General features: G+C 41.3%; 16 protein-coding genes. 8 read left to right on the forward strand and 8 right to left on the reverse strand.

The features are described from left to right. Window positions 1-32 precede the first annotated feature (32 nt). Window positions 33-908, reverse strand: a complete 876-nt coding sequence (locus MHI06_RS15710; RefSeq protein ID WP_169479265.1) for an arginase family protein — start codon at window positions 906-908, stop codon at window positions 33-35. A gap of 381 nt (window positions 909-1289) precedes the next feature. Between MHI06_RS15710 and MHI06_RS15715 the strand changes: the two genes are divergently transcribed. Next, a complete protein-coding gene (locus tag MHI06_RS15715; RefSeq protein ID WP_340398342.1) occupies window positions 1290-3515 on the forward strand; it encodes a stalk domain-containing protein in 2226 nt (741 codons plus the stop codon). A 110-nt stretch (window positions 3516-3625) separates the two neighbouring features. Here the strand turns inward: MHI06_RS15715 and MHI06_RS15720 are convergent, their stop codons facing one another. Continuing rightward, window positions 3626-4174, reverse strand: coding sequence for a TetR/AcrR family transcriptional regulator (locus MHI06_RS15720; RefSeq protein WP_340398343.1), 549 nt, complete (start codon window positions 4172-4174; stop codon window positions 3626-3628). A 266-nt stretch (window positions 4175-4440) separates the two neighbouring features. Here MHI06_RS15720 and MHI06_RS15725 point away from each other — a divergent pair, with 266 nt between their 5' ends. Further along, window positions 4441-5610: an MFS transporter gene (locus tag MHI06_RS15725; protein ID WP_169479262.1), complete on the forward strand. Its 1170-nt coding sequence runs from the start codon at window positions 4441-4443 to the stop codon at window positions 5608-5610. A gap of 92 nt (window positions 5611-5702) precedes the next feature. On the opposite strand, the gene MHI06_RS15730 is transcribed toward MHI06_RS15725, so the two are convergent. Further along, on the reverse strand, window positions 5703-6476 hold the full coding sequence (locus tag MHI06_RS15730; protein ID WP_340398344.1) for a LysR family transcriptional regulator: 774 nt from the start codon (window positions 6474-6476) through the stop codon (window positions 5703-5705). Between the two features lie 904 nt (window positions 6477-7380). Here MHI06_RS15730 and MHI06_RS15735 point away from each other — a divergent pair. Next, entirely contained in the window at window positions 7381-8199 is an 819-nt protein-coding gene (locus MHI06_RS15735) for a helix-turn-helix domain-containing protein (RefSeq protein WP_340402128.1), read from the forward strand. 24 nt (window positions 8200-8223) lie between these two features. Further along, complete coding sequence (locus MHI06_RS15740; protein WP_340398345.1) at window positions 8224-9378, forward strand: MFS transporter; 1155 nt, start codon at window positions 8224-8226, stop codon at window positions 9376-9378. Between the two features lie 58 nt (window positions 9379-9436). Here the strand turns inward: MHI06_RS15740 and MHI06_RS15745 are convergent, their stop codons facing one another. After that, window positions 9437-10798, reverse strand: a complete 1362-nt coding sequence (locus MHI06_RS15745; RefSeq protein ID WP_340402129.1) for an alkaline phosphatase — start codon at window positions 10796-10798, stop codon at window positions 9437-9439. 262 nt (window positions 10799-11060) lie between these two features. Between MHI06_RS15745 and MHI06_RS15750 the strand changes: the two genes are divergently transcribed. Then, window positions 11061-12875: a family 43 glycosylhydrolase gene (locus tag MHI06_RS15750; RefSeq protein ID WP_340398346.1), complete on the forward strand. Its 1815-nt coding sequence runs from the start codon at window positions 11061-11063 to the stop codon at window positions 12873-12875. Window positions 12876-13245: 370 nt separating this feature from the next. Here the strand turns inward: MHI06_RS15750 and MHI06_RS15755 are convergent, their stop codons facing one another. After that, entirely contained in the window at window positions 13246-14004 is a 759-nt protein-coding gene (locus tag MHI06_RS15755) for an MBL fold metallo-hydrolase (RefSeq protein ID WP_340398348.1), read from the reverse strand. Window positions 14005-14338: 334 nt separating this feature from the next. Between MHI06_RS15755 and MHI06_RS15760 the strand changes: the two genes are divergently transcribed. Beyond that, the gene (locus tag MHI06_RS15760) at window positions 14339-15352 is read left to right on the forward strand and encodes an LLM class flavin-dependent oxidoreductase (protein WP_340398349.1); all 1014 of its coding nucleotides are present in this window, start codon (window positions 14339-14341) and stop codon (window positions 15350-15352) included. Window positions 15353-15584: 232 nt separating this feature from the next. Here MHI06_RS15760 and MHI06_RS15765 read toward each other — a convergent pair whose 3' ends face one another. Both MHI06_RS15765 and MHI06_RS15770 read right to left on the reverse strand, forming a co-directional pair. Next, window positions 15585-16907, reverse strand: coding sequence for an IS4 family transposase (locus MHI06_RS15765; protein WP_340398350.1), 1323 nt, complete (start codon window positions 16905-16907; stop codon window positions 15585-15587). 222 nt (window positions 16908-17129) lie between these two features. Next, a complete protein-coding gene (locus MHI06_RS15770) occupies window positions 17130-17549 on the reverse strand; it encodes an Lrp/AsnC family transcriptional regulator (RefSeq protein ID WP_340398351.1) in 420 nt (139 codons plus the stop codon). Between the two features lie 149 nt (window positions 17550-17698). Here MHI06_RS15770 and MHI06_RS15775 point away from each other — a divergent pair, with 149 nt between their 5' ends. Continuing rightward, complete coding sequence (locus MHI06_RS15775; RefSeq protein ID WP_340398352.1) at window positions 17699-18892, forward strand: MFS transporter; 1194 nt, start codon at window positions 17699-17701, stop codon at window positions 18890-18892. A 67-nt stretch (window positions 18893-18959) separates the two neighbouring features. On the opposite strand, the gene MHI06_RS15780 is transcribed toward MHI06_RS15775, so the two are convergent. Continuing rightward, on the reverse strand, window positions 18960-19925 hold the full coding sequence (locus tag MHI06_RS15780) for a LacI family DNA-binding transcriptional regulator (RefSeq protein ID WP_340398353.1): 966 nt from the start codon (window positions 19923-19925) through the stop codon (window positions 18960-18962). A 140-nt stretch (window positions 19926-20065) separates the two neighbouring features. On the opposite strand from MHI06_RS15780, the gene MHI06_RS15785 reads away from it, so the two are divergent. Further along, window positions 20066-21388 (forward strand): 6-phospho-beta-glucosidase, encoded by a 1323-nt coding sequence (locus MHI06_RS15785; RefSeq protein ID WP_340398354.1) that lies wholly within the window; start codon window positions 20066-20068, stop codon window positions 21386-21388. The last annotated feature ends 98 nt before the right edge of the window (window positions 21389-21486 follow it).

Consider the following 21486-nt stretch of genomic DNA (forward strand, 5'->3'; position numbering starts at 1 on the left):
GAAATCCAGTTCCTTTCTTTATGCTCAATTAACTAGTCGTTCAGCAATGGTAACTTATTCAACATAGAAGAAAGCGCAATTGAATCCCAAGGCAAATGCTCTGTAATTCCAAGTCCAACAACATCAAATTCAGAAGAAACCTCTTGGATCAGACGTGTTACGGATTCTATGGAAGCACCTTTCGGCATTGTGTCCATGTGTTTCTCATATTCTCCAGGCTGAGCAAAGTAAGTAGAGCGAAGTTGGTGAATATCCAGAACGTCCAGGTCAAAATGAATGGCTACTCGGGAAACACCCATTTTCTTCAGTAATGACAGTACCGAATGGCTAGAGGTACCGAATTCCGCAGCAGGGACATTCGGAAAACCGAATTTTTGATAAACAGATCGATCTTTTTCACTCTCATCGTTGATACCCGCAAAAACAATGCGATTGGGATTTACCTTACTCGGAACCAACGCAGCAAAATCCAGATCCCCCTCACCCAGCAATGTTGCCAACACCATCGCATGATAATGCGGAAATACATCCGGTGTTGTAATGTCAGGGTGTGCATCGATCCACAAAATGGCAAAGTCATTCTCGTATTTTTCGGCCAGATATGCAAAAGGAGCAAGTTCGACACTGCAATCTCCACCAAGTACTACAAGACGATCCGGTTGACGCTCATGGATAATTTCAGAGGCATGTTTTGTCTGGGCGAGCAGCTGTTGCTTGGCGATAATGCCATCTTCTTTCACTTGGTCAAGCGATTCCGTAACCATAATGGGAACTTCAACTGTCTCTTGTTGGGTCACTGGAGCGAGCCATGCAAGTAATTGTGCGCCGAAGTGATAAGCAGGATTGTTACCTCCTTGCCACTGCGGCATAATCAGACGTAGCGTTCGTTTATCGTTCTTTTCACTCATTTATATCATTCCTTCCAATCAAGAATATACTAAGCATAAACTCTATACAAAGAAGAGAGTCAAGACTAGTATTTTACCCTCTTGGAGGTAAGTACTCAGGAGTAGCTTCTTGTGAACAGATGGTATTGTGCTACAAAGGGTCATCTGGTGAGAGCGTAACGATTCTTTTCTCTTACGCGTGTTACGTACGTAGGCAACGGTCTCTTTTTTAAGAAAATTGTATAAACATTAATCTATTAATAAGTGAAAACCATTTAATAGCTGCAATACATCCATAATTCACAATCAAATTAGAAACTTTTTCCTAAATCTAGCGTCTAATATTATGACTTTTTGAGGGGATACAAATTACTAGAGAGCAGAAGGAGCCAAAGACAAAGCATGAATATGAAGAAGAAATTGTCCATTTTTACCGCTTTAGCCGTTTTCCAAGCATTTGCAGTCGGTTCCGTGAGTGCGCAGTCAGCGCCGCAAAGTGACGCAGCGTCCGTAAACACAGCCAACGTAGAATCGGTTGAGGTGATAAAGGAAGTGCAACCGATTGCAGAGCGTGAAGTGAAGACGGAGAGCACTAACGCACCTATCGATACTCCGACCTCTGATGAAACGAAACCTGAGTTAGAGAAACCCGCGGATTCTACAACCCAGGAAGGAAGTACGGAGGAGGTTGAAACGCCAGCTACGCCTGCTCAAGTAGAGCAACCATCCGTTGATGGGAAGTCTCCAGTAGGTTCAGGCGGAAATCTCACGCTTTACATGAATAGCAACAAAATGGAACAGGATGGAAAAACGTATCTTGCTGGCCAACCAATGGCTGTAAGAAACGGTGTATCCTATGTTGCAATCCGTGCGCTGGTTGACCGCGTGGGATACGGGGTTAAATACGATAACCAAACCAAGGAAACTATCATTATTAGTGGTGACGATGAACTCCGATTCAAGACCAACAGTAAGGACTATACTGTAAATGGAGAGATCAGAACGATGAAAGGCCCTGCTTATCAGCAAAAGAATACGTTCATGGTGCCTTTAACTTCCATTACTCAAGCTCTGAACATCACCTATAAAGTCAATCAGCCAGCTAAGACGGTTGTGCTGAATCTAAATACGAAACCTGTTGCAAGCTTTACCATTTCCCAAAAAGAAATCTTTGCGGGCGATAAAGTGGACTATGTGACTTCTTCCAGTTCTCCAAATGCGCTGGATATCGTTGACGAGCGCTGGACAGGTCGTCAGGAATCATTTGATCAAGCAGGTACATATACAATTTCATATGAGGTTCAGGATTCCAATGGTCAATGGAGCGATCCCTATTCCATTACGATTGAAGTTTTGACTCCTAATCTTCCTCCTGTAGCCATGTTCGCCACGGATAAAGAAGAATACAAAATGGGCGAAAAAATAACATACACAGACCAAAGCACAGATGATGAAGATAATATTGTTAAAGCCGTTTGGGAGAACAATTCACTTGCTTTCTTTGAACCGGGTCCAAAAACGGTGACACTTACGGTTACTGACAATCACGGCGCTACGAACACATACTCCAAAGTCATCACCATAACGAATGAGACCTTATATTCATTCACCGATTTCAATTTACTCTTCACGCCGGTAGGACAGAAATTTACCTTTAACGGCGGCGAAGTGACTACAATGGAAAAAGTGCCTTATACGTACCTGGATGAGCCAAGTTTGCTGATCCGCAGCAACAGTCCGGAAACCGTGAATACGGAAGGTATCGTATATAAAGAATCATCTTTGGGGCAGACCCGTTTCATGATTCACCATGTAAATAATACAGGCAAAAGAGTAAAAATGTATGTGATTGCAACCAATAACAATCCTAATCCGGCCGTATTCGAACAACAAAATATGGGCTTTGCAGGACCTACACCGTATGCTACCGTGGCTGGGAAATTGTCTATTGATAAATGGTTCAAGTCGATCCAGACCGGAGCTGATCAAAAGAAAGAATACCTTCAACCTGGAGAAAGCAAACTGATCTTGACCGAACTTAATAAAACGCCGATGAAAGAAGGACAAGTGATCTCCCTCTATTCGGACGCTTATAGTGATTATTCCCTGGACTATAACGTTATCCTGGTCGAGGAAAATAAAGATCCGTTTGAGGCTCTACCATTACTACCTGTGCTTGATCGTGACGGAGTGCACAACCGAGGAACGTACCCGAATGCGACTCGCGTCATAACGTACGATCAGCAAGTGGGAACCAAACCAGCGCGTCTGCCACTTGGCGATAATTCAAGCGATCCCAATCTGGTTGGAACAGATCCTATGGCTTACACAGACGCATCCAATGCGGGCAATTTCGGTGTATTGTACAAAATCACGCTGACCAATGTCGCTCCGCGTACGCTAATCTCATTTAACCCTCGTGGAGGGAAGTACTCCGGAGTAGCTCTGGTGAACAATCAGTTGGTAGCGATTGCCGAAGGCAACGTTGCAGTTACCAATTCAAGTGAACAAAGCGTTCTTTACCGCACAGGATCATTTGGAGAGAGTGTAACGATTCTTTTCTCTGCCGCCCCAGGAAGTAACCTGCCGGTCAATCTGCTCTTTACACCACTCCCATCGGAGAAGTAAAGGTATATAAGGTTTTATATCTAAATCAAAGGCAACCGAACAGGAATGATTCGGTTGCCTTTTTTTGCGTTGGAAGAAATCAGACTGTAGTTGGGAATGAATCATTTCGTTTAGGAGAGGTTATTTTCCAACAACATTCCCACTTGTTTCCCCATAACTTGAGGTGAATGGGGCATGTCATTAATGAACCACCATTCTACAATTCCTACATAAGCTGGTGAGATAAATTGAATAAGAAGCTCTTCATCTATTCCTTGTCTTTTTCCCTCGGACATATCCCAACCATTCTTAATATCGTCTGTGACAAAATCGAGGAACCGGCTACGGAAAAAAGGAGCTCCTTTACTAGCTAACATCGCTGAAAAGAATGAATAATGTTGTTCAAAATATAAAAACCATGTTGCATCGCCCTCTAATGAATCCACTTCAGTTTCCAATTCACACAATCTCTTTAATTCCTCAATATGCTCTTCAATAAGCTTATCCAGTAAATCATACTTATCCAAGTAATGCAGATAGATCGTTCTACGATTAACATTTGCTTGATCAGCAATATCCTGAATTGTAATGTCATCAAAACTTTTCTCAGACATGAGTTCTATCACTGCTTTTTTGATAGCTTCTTGAGATTTCAAACTTCTTCTGTCCACTTTAAGCATGTACATCCACCTAACTTTCTTGAAAATAATTCACAATTTAAGTCATGTTGTGTATTAATGCACGAATCCTGATGTTTTGTGGTTGTTGATACATTTTATTTATATATAATAATACACGAACGAGTATTAAACCCTCAATGTGAATTTAAATTAAAATAGGTGATTACGTCAAAAGGAGGAGAGTTTGGTTTCAATCATTTGAATATCATCTTGGGCGGAGTACAGCATGAGAAAGAGAATATTGAACAACGGTGGGGGTAACAATCATGTCTAAACGAAATAATTTATTTATATTTATATTAACTTTGGGTGTCTTCGGAATCTTAAATACTGAAATGGGCGTTATTGGGATATTGCCTCAAATTGCTGAACAGTTCAATGTTAGCGTGTCTCAAGCGGGATTGTTAGTAAGTCTGTTTGCACTTGCAGTTGCAATATCGGGTCCCATTCTGCCTTTAGTGTTTTCGCGTTTTAATCGCAGAGGGGTAATGCTACTTGTACTCGGTGTGTTCGTGATCGGTAACATTTTCTCTATATTTGCAACAAACTTTACATTCGCAATAATTGCTCGTGTTATCCCAGCATTTTTACATCCCGTCTATATCTCGATCGCTCTGACAGCAGCAGCTAGTTCGGTTAGTGAGAAAGAGATTCCTAAAGCAGTGTCAAAAGTTATCATGGGTGTATCTGCTGGTATTGTGCTAGGTGTACCCATCACAACTTTTATTGCCAGTATCGCTTCAATTGATGCTGCTATGACATTTTTTGCTATCGTGAATGCTGTAGCATTCATTGGTGTATTGCTATTTGTTCCATCCATGCCTGTCAGAGAAAGGCTTTCCTACGGATCTCAACTACGTGTATTGAAGAAAGCAATAACTTGGCAATCTATTGTTGCCGTTATATTTGTAAATGCAGCAACGGCTGGAGTGTATAGTTACTTTGCTGAATATCTCGCAACCATTACTCATATCTCTGGTAAAGGCCTCAGTCTAATGTTAGTTATATTTGGTGCAGCTAGTTTGATTGGTAACGTATTAGGAGGAAGATTGCTTTCCAGAAATGCAATTAAGTCCGTAATGATCTATCCATTTGTATTTGGAGTAGTCTACATCTTCCTGTTCTTCATGGGCCAATTCACTGTCCCTATGTTCATTATTGTTGTTATATGGGGAGTACTGTATGCAATCGCAAGCAATATTAGTCAATATTGGATTACGTCAGCAGCTCCGGAAGCCCCTGAATTCGCGAATGGATTATTTCTAACATCTGGTAATCTGGGCGTAACCATTGGAACAACTGTCGGAGGGTTGTTTATATCAGGAATGGGGGTTCGGTACATTGTAGTAGGTGGACTGCTATTTTTGATATTGAGCTTGGTATTTATCCTTCTAAGAATTTATATGTACAACCCTAAAAAACAACTGTCTCATTGAGAATTTAATCTTTTGTTATCCTGAGGACACGTTTAACAACGTGTCCCTGTTTTATTGAAGAATAACCATACTCCAGGTACAGCGCAATCCTTTTATGAGTCATAGATATCCTTTATAAATTGAATAAAGTGAGCGGTAGCTGAGCTAAATATCCTATTCTTTTTCCAAGCGAGTACATGGTTTGTTATTCGTTCAGGTTCAAAGGGAACAAAACATGTGCTATTACTTTCCCGAATTGTATATGATCCGCTTACACATATGGCATACCCCAGTTTCCGTTCTACCAACTGCATCGCATTAGTCAATAAATTATGGGATGCGAAAATAGTAAGACGATCATTCTCCACATCAAGCCAACTTGCAATCTCATTCTGCACAATTGTCCGACGGGGTGGAATTAAGGGTAAAGAAAGTATTTCTTGAATCCCAATGGATGATTTCTGAGCAAGAGGATCATCTCGTCTCATTAGAATACCCCACTTTTCCGGATAGGGTAATCGAACATAGTCATATTTGGCAGTTTCAATGGGTTCCAATAATATGCCAATATCGATATTTCCTCGGTCAAGCTTTTCTCTAATATCATCTCCATCAGCACTATACAGTTCATATTGTACTCTAGGATGCCGGTTGGAGAATTTCTCTACGATTTCTGCCAACGCTCCGGATACAATGGACTCCACACATCCAATAGAAACTACTCCACCAATCAAATCTTCCTGCTCTGCCAGATCTCTTTCTGTCTTGTCTAAAAGGGACACGATCTCTTTTACCCGTTGCTGATACAAGAGACCTTTATCTGTTAGTGTAATCTGCCTTTTTCCTCGTATAAACAACCTAGCACCCAGTTCTTCTTCAAGATCCATAAGCTGCCTGCTTAGTGTTGGTTGCGAACAGCTGCTATAGCTGCAAATTCGGTTGGCAGTACGATTACTTCATTGCAAGCTTTACCTGGAATGGCAATCGGTTTAGGTATGTCCATAGTCATTTCCAGATGTGTAGGAGCTGGAGATTTCACACAGGCTAGATACTATACGAAAAAGATACTTGGTATCATGTTTGTGGCACAGATTGTGAGTTCCTTGGTTAGTTTAGCCTTGTTTCCGAGTATATTGAGCATTTATCATTTTTCAGCAGAAGCAACGCAATGGACTACGGAGATTGTGTGGAGCCATGCGATTGTCATGATATTGATTTGGCCTTTCGGAAATGCACTTCCATCGGTATTTCGCGCTGCTGGAGATGCAAAGTACCCCATGGTAGTGAGTATGATTACTATGTTTTGTTGCAGAATTATGTTCGCTTATGTCTTGGTGTACCTATTTGATATGGGGATGTTTGCAACATGGATAGCTATCTATTGTGATTGGTTGATAAAAGGAGGGCTGTTCATTTGGAGGTATGTTAATGGGAGATGGACTACATTCCAAGCTATTGAGCTAACTGGCAGGAAAGCTGAATAATTAATCGAATTGCTTGAAGGGATGGCTTTAAGTAACGAAATATGATCCCGCTGAAAGTCGCTAATTTAGCGGCTTTTTTTGTTGCATCCGTACAAGATCTTTCCCCGAATCAAGAACCTTATACTTCAAAAAAAATGAACGTTTTATTCAAAAACGGTTCTTTGACTTGCCGATGACATCAACATAGAGTGATGACAAGACAGGCACTCGATTTCAGCTATGAAAAGAAGAGACATTCACACCCTTGACTTTCCCCTGCACGGGAGACTGTATACTCGCATTATGTTAATAGATTGGAGATGATATGTTGTTCAAAATCAGTGCGTTTTCCAGGCTTAGTAGGATTTCCTTAAAAACACTGCGTTATTATGACCAGATCGGTATACTCAAGCCGAGTAAGGTAGATCGTGATACCGGCTATCGTTACTATTCCGCAGATCAGCTTCTTGAGCTTAACCGAATCTTGATCTATAAGGAATTAGGCTTCACATTGCCCCAGATTACACAGTTGATCCAGGAAGAAATTACAGTGGAGAATATTCAAGGCATGTTTAGGCTGAAAAGAAGCGAAATCCAGCGAATCATTGACGCAGAACAAGCCAAACTGATCAGGATTGAGGAGCGTATACAGCTTATAGAAGTAGAGGGGCAAGTCGAAACAGGGCAAGAGATCAGAATCAAAGCAGAAGATGCTCAGCCGTTTCTTTTCCAGAGCGCATGCGGGAGAGAAGAGGACATTCCAAATTTGTTACATCAGTTTGATCCGTTCGTAACAAAGGAAATTCGCCAATTGATTCAAGGTCCTCAGGTTGTTTTATGGAAAGAAATCGACGGAAAAGAGGATGAGTTTGAGTTCGAAATTGGTTATTTCTTAACCTGTGAGCTGCGATCACCCCCAGATCCATTGCAGCTGCGATTTCTTCCTCCTGAGCCCATGATGGCTACAATGGCTTTTCTTTCGAATGCTAATTTTGATTGTGCAGCTTGTGTTCATCTAGCGAGATGGATTGAGAAGAATAACTATCAGATCAAGGAAACCGCGTCTGGCAGGGAGCTATATTTCCCCTTATCTGAAGAACAAGAGGCACAATTTATAGAAATACAAATCCCAATACGAAATAGATAACTGAAGAAAGCGGAGTGGAGTGAATTGAGAAATAAATGGATCATTTATGTCCTGGCATTGGCTGTTTTTCTGATCGGAACAATAGAATACATTATTACGGGAGTCATTGAAATGATCGCCGAAGACTTGAGCGTATCTACTTCTGAAGTTGGTATGCTGGTGACTGTATTCGCTTTGGCAGCGGCGATCGTTGCTCCTATTCTAATTACATTTACCATAAATATGGATCGCAAGAAGTTACTGATAGCCGCCCTCAGCGTGTTTATTGCCAGCAACGGACTTATGCTTGTAGACCTTTCTTATGAAACATTACTATGGGTGCGAATGATTCAAGGGGCAAGCGGAGGAATCGCCACCGTTATAGCTATGGCAGTATCGACGCGACTGGTTGAAGAAGAGAAGAGAGGCAATGCCATTGGTATCATTTTAATGGGGCTTAGCAGTTCGCTAGTACTCGGCGTTCCCATGGGCACATTCTTTAGTGAGATGTTTGGGTGGAGAGTACTATTTGTTTTGATCGGGTTGTTAAGTATTATTCCATTACTTATCATCTACAACAAGGTTCCGGCAATCAAAGAGGAAGAAAAGATGACTCTCAGAATGCAGCTCGCCATTTTGAAAAATCCAACCATTCTGACTGCCTTGCTTATTACTTTATTGTATATCGGCGGCTATTCTACACTGTTCACTTATATTACGCCCTTCTTACAAGCCACGTCCTCACTTTCCATGACGGAAATAAGCGGTATTCTGTTTCTGGCTGGGATTTGCAGTTTTGTTGGATCAAAAGTGGGCGGACAATTGGCAGATGCAAAGGGATCGAAATTTACAATTTGTATAGGTCTTCTGTTACAAGGGGTGACTCTTCTTTTGTTCGCTCTAGCCGGTGTGAATCTATTGGTTTTACTGCTAGTTTTAATGATTTTCATGTTAGCAACGTGGAGTATTTCCCCGGCTCAGCAACTGTATCTGGTCACTTTAGCACCTCGCAATCCGGATATTGCCCTTAGCGTCAATACTTCGTTCATCCAGTTTGGTTTTGCACTGGGATCTGGATTAGGCGGGTTTGTCATCAGTCGTACATCTGTCTTTTACTTGAATTGGCTGGGTTTTGCTGCTGTGAGTATAGCCTTTCTTCTTGCCATTTTATTATTTAAGAGAAGGAGAAGTGAGATTTGAATAAAAAAAGCCCTTCTCTTCTTTCATTCGAAGAGAAGGGCTTTTCCTGAATATTGGATTACTGATGCTTTCTAAGAATATCGAATATGATCTTTGCGTTATCTGTATTGTCGATCAACCCGGAGAATCGATGACTTGCAGGACCGTAGGCATAGACTGGAACATCTTCTCCTGTATGTCCACCTGTTGTCCAGCCCGTAAACGAACGGTTATCAATAATCGCTTCAATAGCATTATCAATCTTCGTTACATCCACACTTTGGGCTGCTTCTTTCACCGATTGAATCTCTTCAGCCTTTAACTCCAGTTTCAGATAACTTTTCAAAGTTTCTTCAACCGAAGCACCTTTCGCAATTTGCGCTGCCATGAAGTCTGGCGTACGCAGTGCAGCTTTGATCGGATCTACGAAGAAGTTGTATTCTCCATCTTTTCCTAGCGTAAGTCCTCCTGTGGAGTGGTCTGCAGTAGCTACGACAAGCGTTTCACCGTCTTTTTTGGCGAAATCAATGGCTGCCTGAAATGCTGCTGCAAAATCTTCCATCTCACTCATCGCGCCAACGATATCATTATCATGTCCTGCCCAGTCGATCTGGCTGCCTTCAACCATAAGGAAGAAACCTTTGTCGTTAGAGCTAAGGCGATCAATAGCTGTATTGGTCATCTCGGCCAATGATGGAGTTGCGTCAGTTCGATCAATCAGCTTGTCCAAGCCTCCATCCGCGAACAGTCCAAGTACTTGTTGATTCTTATCGGCAAGTAGAGCGGAGCGATCCGTCACATAGCTGAAGCCAGCCTTCTGGAACTCCTTGGTCAGGTCACGGCCCTCGCGTACAAAATTGGATTTTCCTCCTCCTAGGAGCACATCAACCTTATGCTTGCCATTAATCAACTCATCATAGTAATCATCCGCAATGGCATCCATGTTTTTCCGGCTAATGTCATGGGCACCGAATGCAGCTGGTGTGGCATGAGTAATCTCCGATGTAGCCACGAGCCCCGTAGATTTCCCGTTTTCTTTTGCCTGTTCCAGTACGGTTTTGACTTCTTTCTGTTCAGGATCTACAGCAATGGCCGCATTATAGGTTTTTACGCCTGCCGACATAGCCGTTGCTGCGGAAGCGGAATCCGTCACATTTTGCTTGTCATCATCCGGATAGGTCATTTGTGCCCCTACCAGATAAGGGTCAAATACAGTTTTGTCCATGCCTTTCGTCGAAGGATCATCCTTCATATAACGGTAGGCGGAAGTATAAGAGGTTCCCATACCATCCCCAATGAGGAAGATGATGTTCTTGACTTGTTTTTTCTCCACACTTACGGCTTGAACCGCACTTGCTTGTCCGGCTGACCAGAGAGTAGAAGCCGATACAGCTAGAGTCAACGCTACCGCTGGTAGTACTCTTTTGGATAATTTCACAATAATTCCTCCTCGTTATATCTCAAACATGAATGCATGAATCTATACTCATTTGTTCAACATTAAGAAGATTATCATTTATTTGTAAATAATAACCAGTATTTTTGTATACTTGAGGTAAAAACAAAATAAGGAGGTTCCTTCATTACTGTACAAAAATATACTCATCCCCGTGTTTTTGAAGTATGATAAAACATAGTAGAACGCTTTCATTCTTGTATTACGACTATCAAAAATCAACTTCATTATCAGGAGGCTCTTACCATTGACTAAAACAACTCCAAATTATGCTGGATATCTTTTTGTACATTTTATTGGTGAACAACCCGACGGAGAGCAAGTTTATTTCTCCTATAGCGAAGACGGCCTTCACTGGAAGGACCTTCATGGTGGATTGCCCGTACTGTTTTCCGACCTTGGAGAAAAGGGCGTACGGGACCCGTTTCTGGTTCGTTCGGTCAAGGAAAATAAATTTTATCTGATCGCTACGGATCTCCGCATTGCAAGCGACAAAGGATGGACTCATGCCGTTCACGCCGGGAGCCGTGATGTGATTGTGTGGGAATCTAGTAATCTTGTGAACTGGTCATCCCCATGGAACGTTACATTGGGTGTTGAAGGTGCGGGATGCGTCTGGGCACCCGAAGCGGTGTATGACGAAGCAGCAGAGGAGTTTCTAGTGTTCTGGGCTTCTGCGACTCAAGAGCCCCAAGAGCATGAACGAAAGCAGAAAATTTATAGCGCGCGTACAAAAGACTTTCGTACGTTTTCCGCATCTGAAAAGTACATAGAGCGGGATAACCATATTATCGACACAACGATTCTCCCTTCTGCCGGCACTTACTATCGGTACTCCAAGGATGAAACGACCAAAAACATTCGGGTCGAAAAGGGGGCTTCACTCGATAAGGATGCATTCGTTCCGCTTCAAGCTCCAGTACTGGAGGCCTTGGCAGGTGTTGAGGGACCTCAAATCTTCAAATTCAATGATCGGGAGGAATGGTGCCTGATTGTTGATCGTTTTGCAGAGGGGAAAGGTTATCTTCCTCTCCTGACTACAGATCTGGGAAGCGGAGAATTCCGGATTGTACCTGAAGGTGAGTTCGATATGGGAACGACGCAAAAGCGGCATGGGAGCGTCCTGCCAATCACTGCCGAGGAATGCAGCCGGTTGCTAGCGGCTTTCGGAGACGGCCATCAGGTGCTTCCCGGACAATATGCCGATCCTGATGTCACATGGTTTGAGGATCGTTACTATATGTATCCGACAACAGATGGCTTCGATGGTTGGTCGGGAACACAGTTCAAAGTATTTTCTTCTCTTGACCTGAAGCATTGGCATGACGAAGGCGTTATACTCGATCTGGGAACAGACGATGTAATCTGGGCAACCGGGAATGCTTGGGCACCTACGATTGCCACCCGAAACGGGAAATTCTACTTTTACTTCTGTGGCAAAATGCTTAACGACGAAAGTGCCATCGGCGTTGCTGTGGCGAATAAACCGACAGGTCCATTTGTCGCCGAAGCGCAGCCTTTAATCACAATGGAGCAGTTGAAACGACTGGGCATCTCCATGGGTCAGGCTATTGATCCTTCCATCTATGTCGAAGATGACGGGAGGACGTACCTGTTATTTGGCAATGGACATGCAGCGATTGTTGAGCTTGAAGATGATATGACAAGTGTAGTAGAGGAAACGATAAGCAATCTGGCAGGCTTGCATGACTTTCGTGAGGCTGTAACCGTTCTAAAGCATGGTGGACTATATCACTTTACGTGGTCCTGTGATGATACGGGCAGCGAAGACTATCATGTGAATTACGGTACGTCAGAGCAGCTATACGGTCCGATTACCTATCGATACCCGATCCTGAGCAAAAATGTCGAGAAGGGAATGCTGGGCACAGGTCATCACTGTATATTTAAAGAACCGGAAACCGGCCAATACCGAATTGCCTATCACCGTTTTGTCACGCCACTGTCCAGATTTTCCTCTGGAAAGGGATATCATCGCGAAATATGTATAGCTCCGCTTCTTTTCGGTAAGGACGGACTGTTGCAGCCGGTAATTCTCTAACGTGAGTCGTTCAGATGAATCTCAACTGACGAAGACCTTCCGCGCGACAATAAAGCGTTCGAGCAGACTTGCCGGAAGCTGAACGTAATGTATCTCGATATGTATTTGATTCATTTCGCTGGTCCACATTACGCAAACTCCTGGAAGGCGATGGAAGACTTATACGACAAGATAGTTTAATCATGGTAGAGAAATAGATGCCATTCGAATATATCTCTTAAAATCCTTGTACGGTATGACCAAATCACATAGAAAAATCACTAACAAACGCCGACTTCGATAGCAGGAGTTTGTTAGTGATTTCATCTGTTTGAAAAATATCTCTGATCCCATGCAGATTACAGGGTTTCACAATTCAATATCATATCTTTTAAATAGTGTAAGATTCTCCATCTTCAGGTACAAAGACGTTATCTGAAATACCTTTTTCATCCACAAATCTTTTCAATTCTCCTCTGGACAGTGTCCAGTGATTTACAGCTTCCATGTGCACAGAAATAATTTTAGCGTTAGGAGCCGCTTTGCTGACTTCATAAATATCATCTTTCCCCATAACAAGTGAGCCCATTTGAAGGAATTGATTGTCCCCGCCATTAACAACAATGACATCCGGTTTGTACGTATTTAGTACTTCATGAATAGCTTCATACCATACTGTATCGCCAGCCACGTACAATGTTTTCTCACTGGAATGCTTGAAAACAACTCCGCAAACTAATCCAGCCATTTTCAAGATTTCTCCTCTTCCGTGTTCGCCTGGAGTCTTAATCAGCCGGATACCATTGAATGCCGTGTCTTCCTGAAGTACCTCAACATTAGTGAAACCATCTTTTTGCACAATATCAGCATCTTCCTGATTTTGAACGAACACTTTAATTTCTTTAGGGATGACTTTCTTGGCTACCTCATCATAGTGATCCAAATGAAGGTGAGTAAGAATAACTGCGTCCAGGTTATTTAACAGGCTTTCAATAGATACGGGAAGATCGACCACTGGATTTTGGTCTTCTCTTATAGAATTAGGAAATGCAGGGTATGCCCCTTTTTCAGCCAAGAATGGATCAACTAAAAATTTGTATCCTGCATATTCAACCACAATGGTTGCATTTCGAATTTGTTGTATTTTCATTTTTTTAAGCTCCCTTTTCTGTATATTCTTTTATAGTCTACACATTCAATTCAGACGAATACATAAATTAATTCAAGTGTTTTTGAAGTTTTAGTTTATTTTTGAAAGTATGTTTGACCGTTAGATATTCTATTACGTTCATTATGCAAATTCTATTTTTACATAAACTTTCAACTTTAAAGCAAAAGCGCCAAATTACTTTATTCTTTCTATGTAACAATGGATTGAGAAAGTATACATTTATTTGGTATGCAATCGAGAGCGATCTACATTCAACATAAAAGATTATCCTCTCTATCAATTTTGCATGAAAATAGTATATTGAGGTGAAATTATGAAAAAATTTGATATATCTGTCTTGTCTGTTGCTCCATTAAGACAAGGCGAAACAATGAAAGAAGGAATTGATACCGCAGTATCTTTAGCTAAGGCTGTCGATGGAATGGGATATAAACGTATTTGGTTTGCAGAACACCATAATCATGATGCATATGCAAGTGCAGCTGTCGTCTCAATTGTACAGCACATACTATCAAACACAGAGGAAATTCGTGTGGGTTCAGGTGGTATTATGTTACCTAATCACTCACCTTTAGTTGTAGCGGAGCAGTTCGGAACTCTTGAAACGTTGTATCCGGATCGCGTAGATTTAGCATTAGGGCGTGCACCTGGCACGGATCAAAAAACTGCTGAAGTGATTCGACGGTCAAACCATAATGGTGTATTTTTCTTCGAACGAGAAGTAAAAGAGATATTGCAATATGTAGGAAATGAGAGCGTTCAAGGGGAGATTCGTGCTTATCCAGGTATCGGAACGAATGTGCCCCTTTTTGTATTAGGCTCCTCTATAGGTTCGGCTAAAATCGCCGCAAATCTTGGCTTACCTTATGTATTTGGTGCACAATTCGCACCTCACGATATGAGTGAAGCGCTAACTATTTATCGTGAAAACTTCAAACCGTCTGCTTATCTGCAGGAACCTTATGTGATGGCTTGTATCTGTGTGATCGCGGCTGATTCAGTAGAGGAGGCTACACTCATTTCTTCGAGTCATTTGCAAGTATGTATCGATATTTATACAAATAATTTAAGTCAGCTTGTTCCGCCGACAGAAAACTTCCTACAATCTTTAACTCAAGCTGAACTGGACGTTATATACCATCGACTAGGGTATACCATTCTGGGTGACGCGTACACTCTTCGGCGTGATTTGATTAAATTTCAGCAGACGTATCAAGTAGATGAACTCATTGTGATATCGAACATTTACGAATCTACAAAGGAAATTCATTCTTATGAGATTTTAAAAAGCGTTGTTGATGAATTATCTGATCAAAAAGTGACCTGAACTAAGTTGATGCCGTCATTTGTGAAATAACAATAATTCCAGAAAGAAAGCCGGTCTCAATGGGCAATGTCATTAAGTTTAGCTCAAAGACAAAACTGAGAATAAAATGAAATCTGAAACGGCATGGGAAAAAGTCCCGTGTCGTTTGTTTTTTTGTGTATGCAAGAAAAAAAGCGTACAACAAACAAACGGATGGATGATCCGCTAAAAAAAGTGTTCATACGAACCGAATTTATGCTACTCTGTAGACGAAGCTAACCGATGATTTATAACGTATTTTGCGCGTATTTTGCTGCCCTGGTCGAATGGGTCGAATCGGCAAAACGTTTTTGCGAATCAGTGCTTCAACATCGGGCGGGGGGTCATCGTCTCTTGAGCGCAGGAAATGTCTACAAACATGAACGGCAACCGTGAAGTTGACTTGGTAGTGGTACTGTTTAGCTTTTTGGGAAATGACGACGTGCGAGGTCAGCATTTCTGCAAAATTGTACATGATCATTCTTGCAAAAATCTCTTGGATGACGGACTCTCGTCTCTTTGCGTGAAAATGGGTCAGACCGACGGTGTATTTTAATGCCCTGAACGAGGTTTCAATTCCCCACCGCATGTTATAAATGGACCTAAGTTCATCGGGTGGGAAATCTGCGTCAGATAGATTCGTAATAACGGTCTCATAAGCGCCATTCGGCAGGACAAACCGAACGACTCGAAAAGATATGGGGTAATACAGATGCTCCTTCAAATCTAAGAAATCAAAGGTAGACTTAGAAGGGACGAACTTGTACATTTCGGGATGAGCTTTGACCTCTTTGGTTTGTTTTTTAGTAAGCACTAGATGAACCTCCTGATCAAATGAACCGCTATCGGGTAAACGCAAGCCCGAGAGAATACCACTGGAGGCCAGATCTTTTACTCGAATGACATAGCTCCACCCTTTGCGTTCAATATGTGCGAAATTGTTGTAACTTTCATAACCTCGATCAGCAATGACAATGGTTTTTCCCTCGATGCAGGAACGGTCAACCATATCCCCTAGCGCTTTTCTTTCATTACTTAATCTTCGCGGTTGAACAATCGCATCCACGTAAAGTCTGTTGCAAAGGTCATAGGTGGCGTTTAAATGCAGCAGATTATAGCCTCTTGCTTCCGGTTGACTTTGAAAATAGGTGTCGGTATCCGCAGGGTCAGTGGCGAAATGCAAATCCGAACCGTCAATGGCGAGTAACCGATACCCTCGGTAGTTCTTGAGATCCGTATGCGATTGCGTAAATTCTTGAAACAAATATGCCATTGCAGACGGCAAGATTTTATTTCTCTGTTGGACAAAAGCAGAAGAAGTGGCCGTGTTTACATCATAGCCCTGTGATTCCAAGAGTTCCTTGTATAAACTGTTTCCGCCCATAGAGATCAGTAGTTGCATAACTGTTTCAAAGGGTAACTTTTTCTTACGGGTAAAATCTTTTTCAGGATTTTTGACATAAAGTGCTGGTGCAACTGACATTTCTCGTATGAGAGAAGTCCGTTTTTCTTTTAGCGAATTCGCATATTCATTCATTGGCGTAACCCCCTCGTTTTTCAAGGGCTTCGCCACACCTTTTCACCTTCTTGTCAAGTCTTTTTTCTTATTTTGACACATAAAATAAGCAGGCTATCTTTTCGATAACCTGCTCATTTTATTGATTTTTGGTCCTGCGCCTTAACTTAATGACATTGGTCTCAATGGGTCCCGCTTTTTTCCTGGAATTATCACATAACTTTGTATTTTTTCACCGAAGCTTTAAATATCCAGTTTATTAATAACAGTTGAAATTTTGTAATTGGCATGTTTATTTAAATCAATTAGAAAATCATTTAGATAGTCATTTGACGGAAACCTGCACTCCAGCATATAACATCCCTCTCCACTAATCCTATAGTTATTTATTATATAGTTCATTTGTGTCTTTATAAATGAGAGATAAAATTGATGGTTTGTTTCCTTTGTAAATATTGTAATAAAAGCGTGTATATAGCAGCTTAATTTAGCTTGATTAACCTTAATGGTATATCCCTCAATAACTCCATTGTCTTCTAATTTCGCTACCCTGGACGCAGTAGCTTGTCCAGTCATATGAATTTTTGTTCCAAGTTCTCTCATCGTAACTCGACTGTTATTGGCTAATTCATCTAATATTCGACGATCAGTATTGTCTAACATATTTATTCCTTTCTTTAATGAATTAATGATCAGATATGTTTGATTTTATTTTATCCTCAATGCAACAAGTATAGTCTGAACAATAAACCACGTGCAAATATGTGAATTTGTATAGAATGATAAAACATTAATAAATAAGGAGAATCATCATGAGCCAGTTAAATACTAGACTGTGGACGAAAGAATTTATTTCTCTTTCAGCTATAAATTTCTTTATGACTTTAATTTTCTTTTTGTTAAACGCGACAATTACCCTTTATGCCATTAAAGAATTTAATGCAACCTCCAGCCAGGCAGGTATTATTGCAGGTGTTTTCATTATCGGATCATTAATGGGTCGGTTATTAACAGGACGACTTGTAAAATCAAAAAAAATCTTGATCACTGGATTGCTTTTTTTTATTTTCACAACATTACTTTACCTCATTCATTACAATATTTATTTTCTCATTTTAAGTCGATTTTTAAATGGACTCACAGTAGGGATCGCACAAACTGTTGTAGGCACAGTTGTTGTAATGACACTTCCTGCATCTCGAAAAGGTGAAGGAATCAGTTATTTTGCAATTAGTACGGCATTAGCTACTGGTTTAGGTCCATTTATTGGTATGTATATGAGTCAGAATTCAAATTTTAATATGATTTACTATTTATGTCTCTTGCTGGGACTTATTAATTTTATGATTGCAATGTTCATGAAAATTCCTGTGGCTAACAACACTGAAGCGAAAAAAGGAAAAGGACTTCAGCTTGCTGACTTCATAGAAGTGAAAGTGTTACCCATAGCAATCATTGCATTTCTGATGAGTTTTTGTTTTTCTGGCATAATTTCGTATTTGAACGTCTACGCTTTGGAATTGAATCTAGTAGAAGCAGCAAGTTTTTTCTTTATGGTGTATACCATTTTTGTCCTCATATCACGACCATTCACTGGACGGATGGTGGACAAAAAAGGAGCAAACATCATCATGTATCCCGCTTTTGTTTTTTTCGGGGCAGGTTTGCTTCTCTTAAGTTCGGTTACTAGCGGCGTCACTTTATTATTGGCAGCAGCATTGATCGCTCTAGGCTTTGGTAATATTTCTTCTATATCACAAGCGGTCTCTATTAGTTTAGCTGAACCTCACCGAGTTGGTGTAGCAACTGCCACTTTCTTTATATTCATAGATTTAGGGAACGGATTTGGACCATCTGTTATTGGTATGATCATTCCATATACAGGATATGATGGTTTGTATACAGTACTTGGATTGATTGTTTTATCAACCCTTGTTTTTTATTATTTCTTATATGGTAGAAAAGAAAGGACCCTTCGAAAACAACCAGCTGCAATAGAACGATAACAGGTAGTTATGCAATAAGAGGATTCAAATGTGGCCGTTTCCCCATAATGGATCAGGGGACGGTCACCTAAGTTGTATGCCTTTCAATCAAAGTGTATTTCAGAGGAATCAATGTCTTGTCAGTTGAATGAAGCATGTTCTGTAAAATTAAAAATGCATTCTCTGCCTGCTGATCAACAGGATAGTGAATCGTTGTCAGATCCATTAAATTTGCCATCTCGGTATTATCAAATCCGATGATCCCAACGTCCCTTGGAACCGAAAATTTAGCCCTCCGTAGTTCAGTAATAAATCCGGCTGCAACCTCATCATTAGCACAAAAAATAGCATCGGGTCTGTTTGTTTGTGCAATCCACCATCTTGCAAGTTCTTCTCCGTCTCGTACATAAATCTTATCCTGAAAATTGGGGAAGTCCACCGTCAATTTATATTTGGCAATAAAGTCAGCGTATGCTCTCATACGCTCTTTTGCGTTAAGTCCGTTAGATATGGGGTATACACTAAGGATCTTTCTATATCCTTTGAGGTATAAGTGTTCAAGTCCAATTCCATATGCTTCGTACTGATCCATAAACACAGAGGGGATATTTCTGTTTTCAAGCCGCTGCCATGTGATGATCGGGCCATATTTGGTATAGGATTCGATAACGTTCCATTCATTGCTTCGGAGCACACATACGATCGCGTCTAGTTGTTTCCGCTTCAGCATTTCGAGTGCCACCAGCTCTTTCTCTACCTGACCATTCGTAATGAACAGAGTAATGTTGAATCCCTGTTTCTCAGCAGACTGAGTAAAGGCCTCTATGAATCTGATAAATAACGGATTAAAATCGACTGCGACAATTCCAATCAAACAGGTAGCACCCTTTTTTAGAGATATTGCATTGCCGTTAGGTACATAATCCAGTTGTTCCATAATTTCAATTACTTTCTTTCTAGTTGATTCGCTTACGTAGGGGTGCCTATTAATAACACGTGAAATGGTTGCCGTAGACACACCTGCCAAACTGGCAATCTCGCTGATATTTGTCATATATTCCACCTCTTTGCGGTATTCTTGCCATCTCAATGAGCTTATAAAATAAATCTTGGTATTCGTGCTTGACATGTAATGCATTACACAAATTACAGTACAACTATGATTCAAATGCTCTTACATCAGGAGGTATAGATATGAAAAAAGGATTAAAGATTGTAACCATCGGCGGTGGTTCCAGCTATACACCGGAACTCATGGAAGGTTTTATCAAACGTCATCATGAACTTCCTGTCAAAGAATTATGGCTTGTGGACATCGAGGCGGGGAAGGAAAAACTCGAGGTCGTTGGCGCCATGGCTAAGCGAATGATAAGAGCCGCAGGAATCGACTGTGAAGTTCATTTATCGCTAGATCGCCGGGAAGCATTAACGGATGCAGACTTTGTAACTACACAACTTAGAGTAGGGCTGATGGATGCCCGTATCAAGGACGAAACTATCCCCAATAAATATGGCATGATTGGACAAGAAACAAATGGGGCAGGAGGCATGCTTAAAGCTTTTCGAACCATTCCGGTAGTTTTAGATATTGTTAATGATATGAAAGAACTCTGTCCGGATGCATGGCTCATTAACTTCACTAACCCTGCAGGCATGGTGACGGAAGCGGTTCTCCGTTATGGAAAGTGGGACAAAGTGATCGGACTATGCAATGTTCCTATTATGTCCACCAAAATTGAATCAGCCGTATTGGAAAAACCGGAGGAGGAACTATTCTTCAAATTTGCGGGCATTAACCATTTGCACTGGCACAAGATTTATGATAAGTCCGGACAAGATCTTACCCTTGAAGCAATCGACAAAATGTACGGACCGGAAGCCAAAGTGGATAAAATGGTTGAGAATATCCCCAATATGCGATTTTTGCACGAACAGATTCTCCAATTGAAAATGCTTCCTTGTCCATACCACCGTTATTACTACATGACCGATGCGATAATCCATGAAGAGCTGGAAGAAGTAAACACAGTAGGTAGCCGTGGCCAAGTCGTCAAACAGTTGGAAGAAAGCCTTTTTGAGCTGTACAGAAATCCGGAGCTAGATTACAAACCGAAAGAGTTGGAAAAAAGAGGTGGTGCGCATTATAGTGATGCTGCATGCGAGATCATCAATTCCATTTATAACGATAAAGGAACTCGAATGGTTGTTAGCACTCGGAACAACGGGGCAATCAGTGATCTGCCAAGCGAGAGTGCGATTGAAATTACAAGCATGATTACTTCTCACGGTGCAGAACCTGTCCATTTCGGCTCATTCCCTCCCGCACAACGAGGATTGTTGCAAGTTATGAAAGCAATGGAAGAACTAACTATAGAAGCCGCTGTGACAGGCGATTATGCTACGGCATTACAGGCATTCACCATGAATCCACTTGTTCAGAGTGGTGACATAGCCAAGGCTTTGCTCGATGAATTGCTTGAAGTGCACCAAGCTTATTTGCCCCAGTTTCATCAATAAAATAAGAAAAATTTAACACGATCTTAAATATTCTCAGCATTAGTCATCTGATCACGCGGAATATCCCTGGATTCAATGGGTTGGATTAACTCATACAG

Origin of the sequence: Paenibacillus sp. FSL H8-0079, assembly GCF_037991315.1 — a bacterium.
Lineage (GTDB): Bacteria > Bacillota > Bacilli > Paenibacillales > Paenibacillaceae > Paenibacillus.

Excerpts from the sequence above, each read along its gene's own strand:
- MHI06_RS15720 (WP_340398343.1), bottom strand. The coding sequence starts at position 4,174 with ATGCTTAAAGTGGACAGAAGAAGTTTGAAATCTCAAGAAGCTATCAAA.
- MHI06_RS15755 (WP_340398348.1), bottom strand. The coding sequence starts at position 14,004 with ATGAAAATACAACAAATTCGAAATGCAACCATTGTGGTTGAATATGCA.
- MHI06_RS15725 (WP_169479262.1), top strand. The coding sequence starts at position 4,441 with ATGTCTAAACGAAATAATTTATTTATATTTATATTAACTTTGGGTGTC.
- MHI06_RS15730 (WP_340398344.1), bottom strand. The coding sequence starts at position 6,476 with ATGGATCTTGAAGAAGAACTGGGTGCTAGGTTGTTTATACGAGGAAAA.
- MHI06_RS15765 (WP_340398350.1), bottom strand. The coding sequence starts at position 16,907 with ATGAATGAATATGCGAATTCGCTAAAAGAAAAACGGACTTCTCTCATA.
- MHI06_RS15785 (WP_340398354.1), top strand. The coding sequence starts at position 20,066 with ATGAAAAAAGGATTAAAGATTGTAACCATCGGCGGTGGTTCCAGCTAT.
- MHI06_RS15710 (WP_169479265.1), bottom strand. The coding sequence starts at position 908 with ATGAGTGAAAAGAACGATAAACGAACGCTACGTCTGATTATGCCGCAG.
- MHI06_RS15770 (WP_340398351.1), bottom strand. The coding sequence starts at position 17,549 with ATGTTAGACAATACTGATCGTCGAATATTAGATGAATTAGCCAATAAC.
- MHI06_RS15715 (WP_340398342.1), top strand. The coding sequence starts at position 1,290 with ATGAATATGAAGAAGAAATTGTCCATTTTTACCGCTTTAGCCGTTTTC.
- MHI06_RS15780 (WP_340398353.1), bottom strand. The coding sequence starts at position 19,925 with ATGACAAATATCAGCGAGATTGCCAGTTTGGCAGGTGTGTCTACGGCA.
- MHI06_RS15775 (WP_340398352.1), top strand. The coding sequence starts at position 17,699 with ATGAGCCAGTTAAATACTAGACTGTGGACGAAAGAATTTATTTCTCTT.
- MHI06_RS15760 (WP_340398349.1), top strand. The coding sequence starts at position 14,339 with ATGAAAAAATTTGATATATCTGTCTTGTCTGTTGCTCCATTAAGACAA.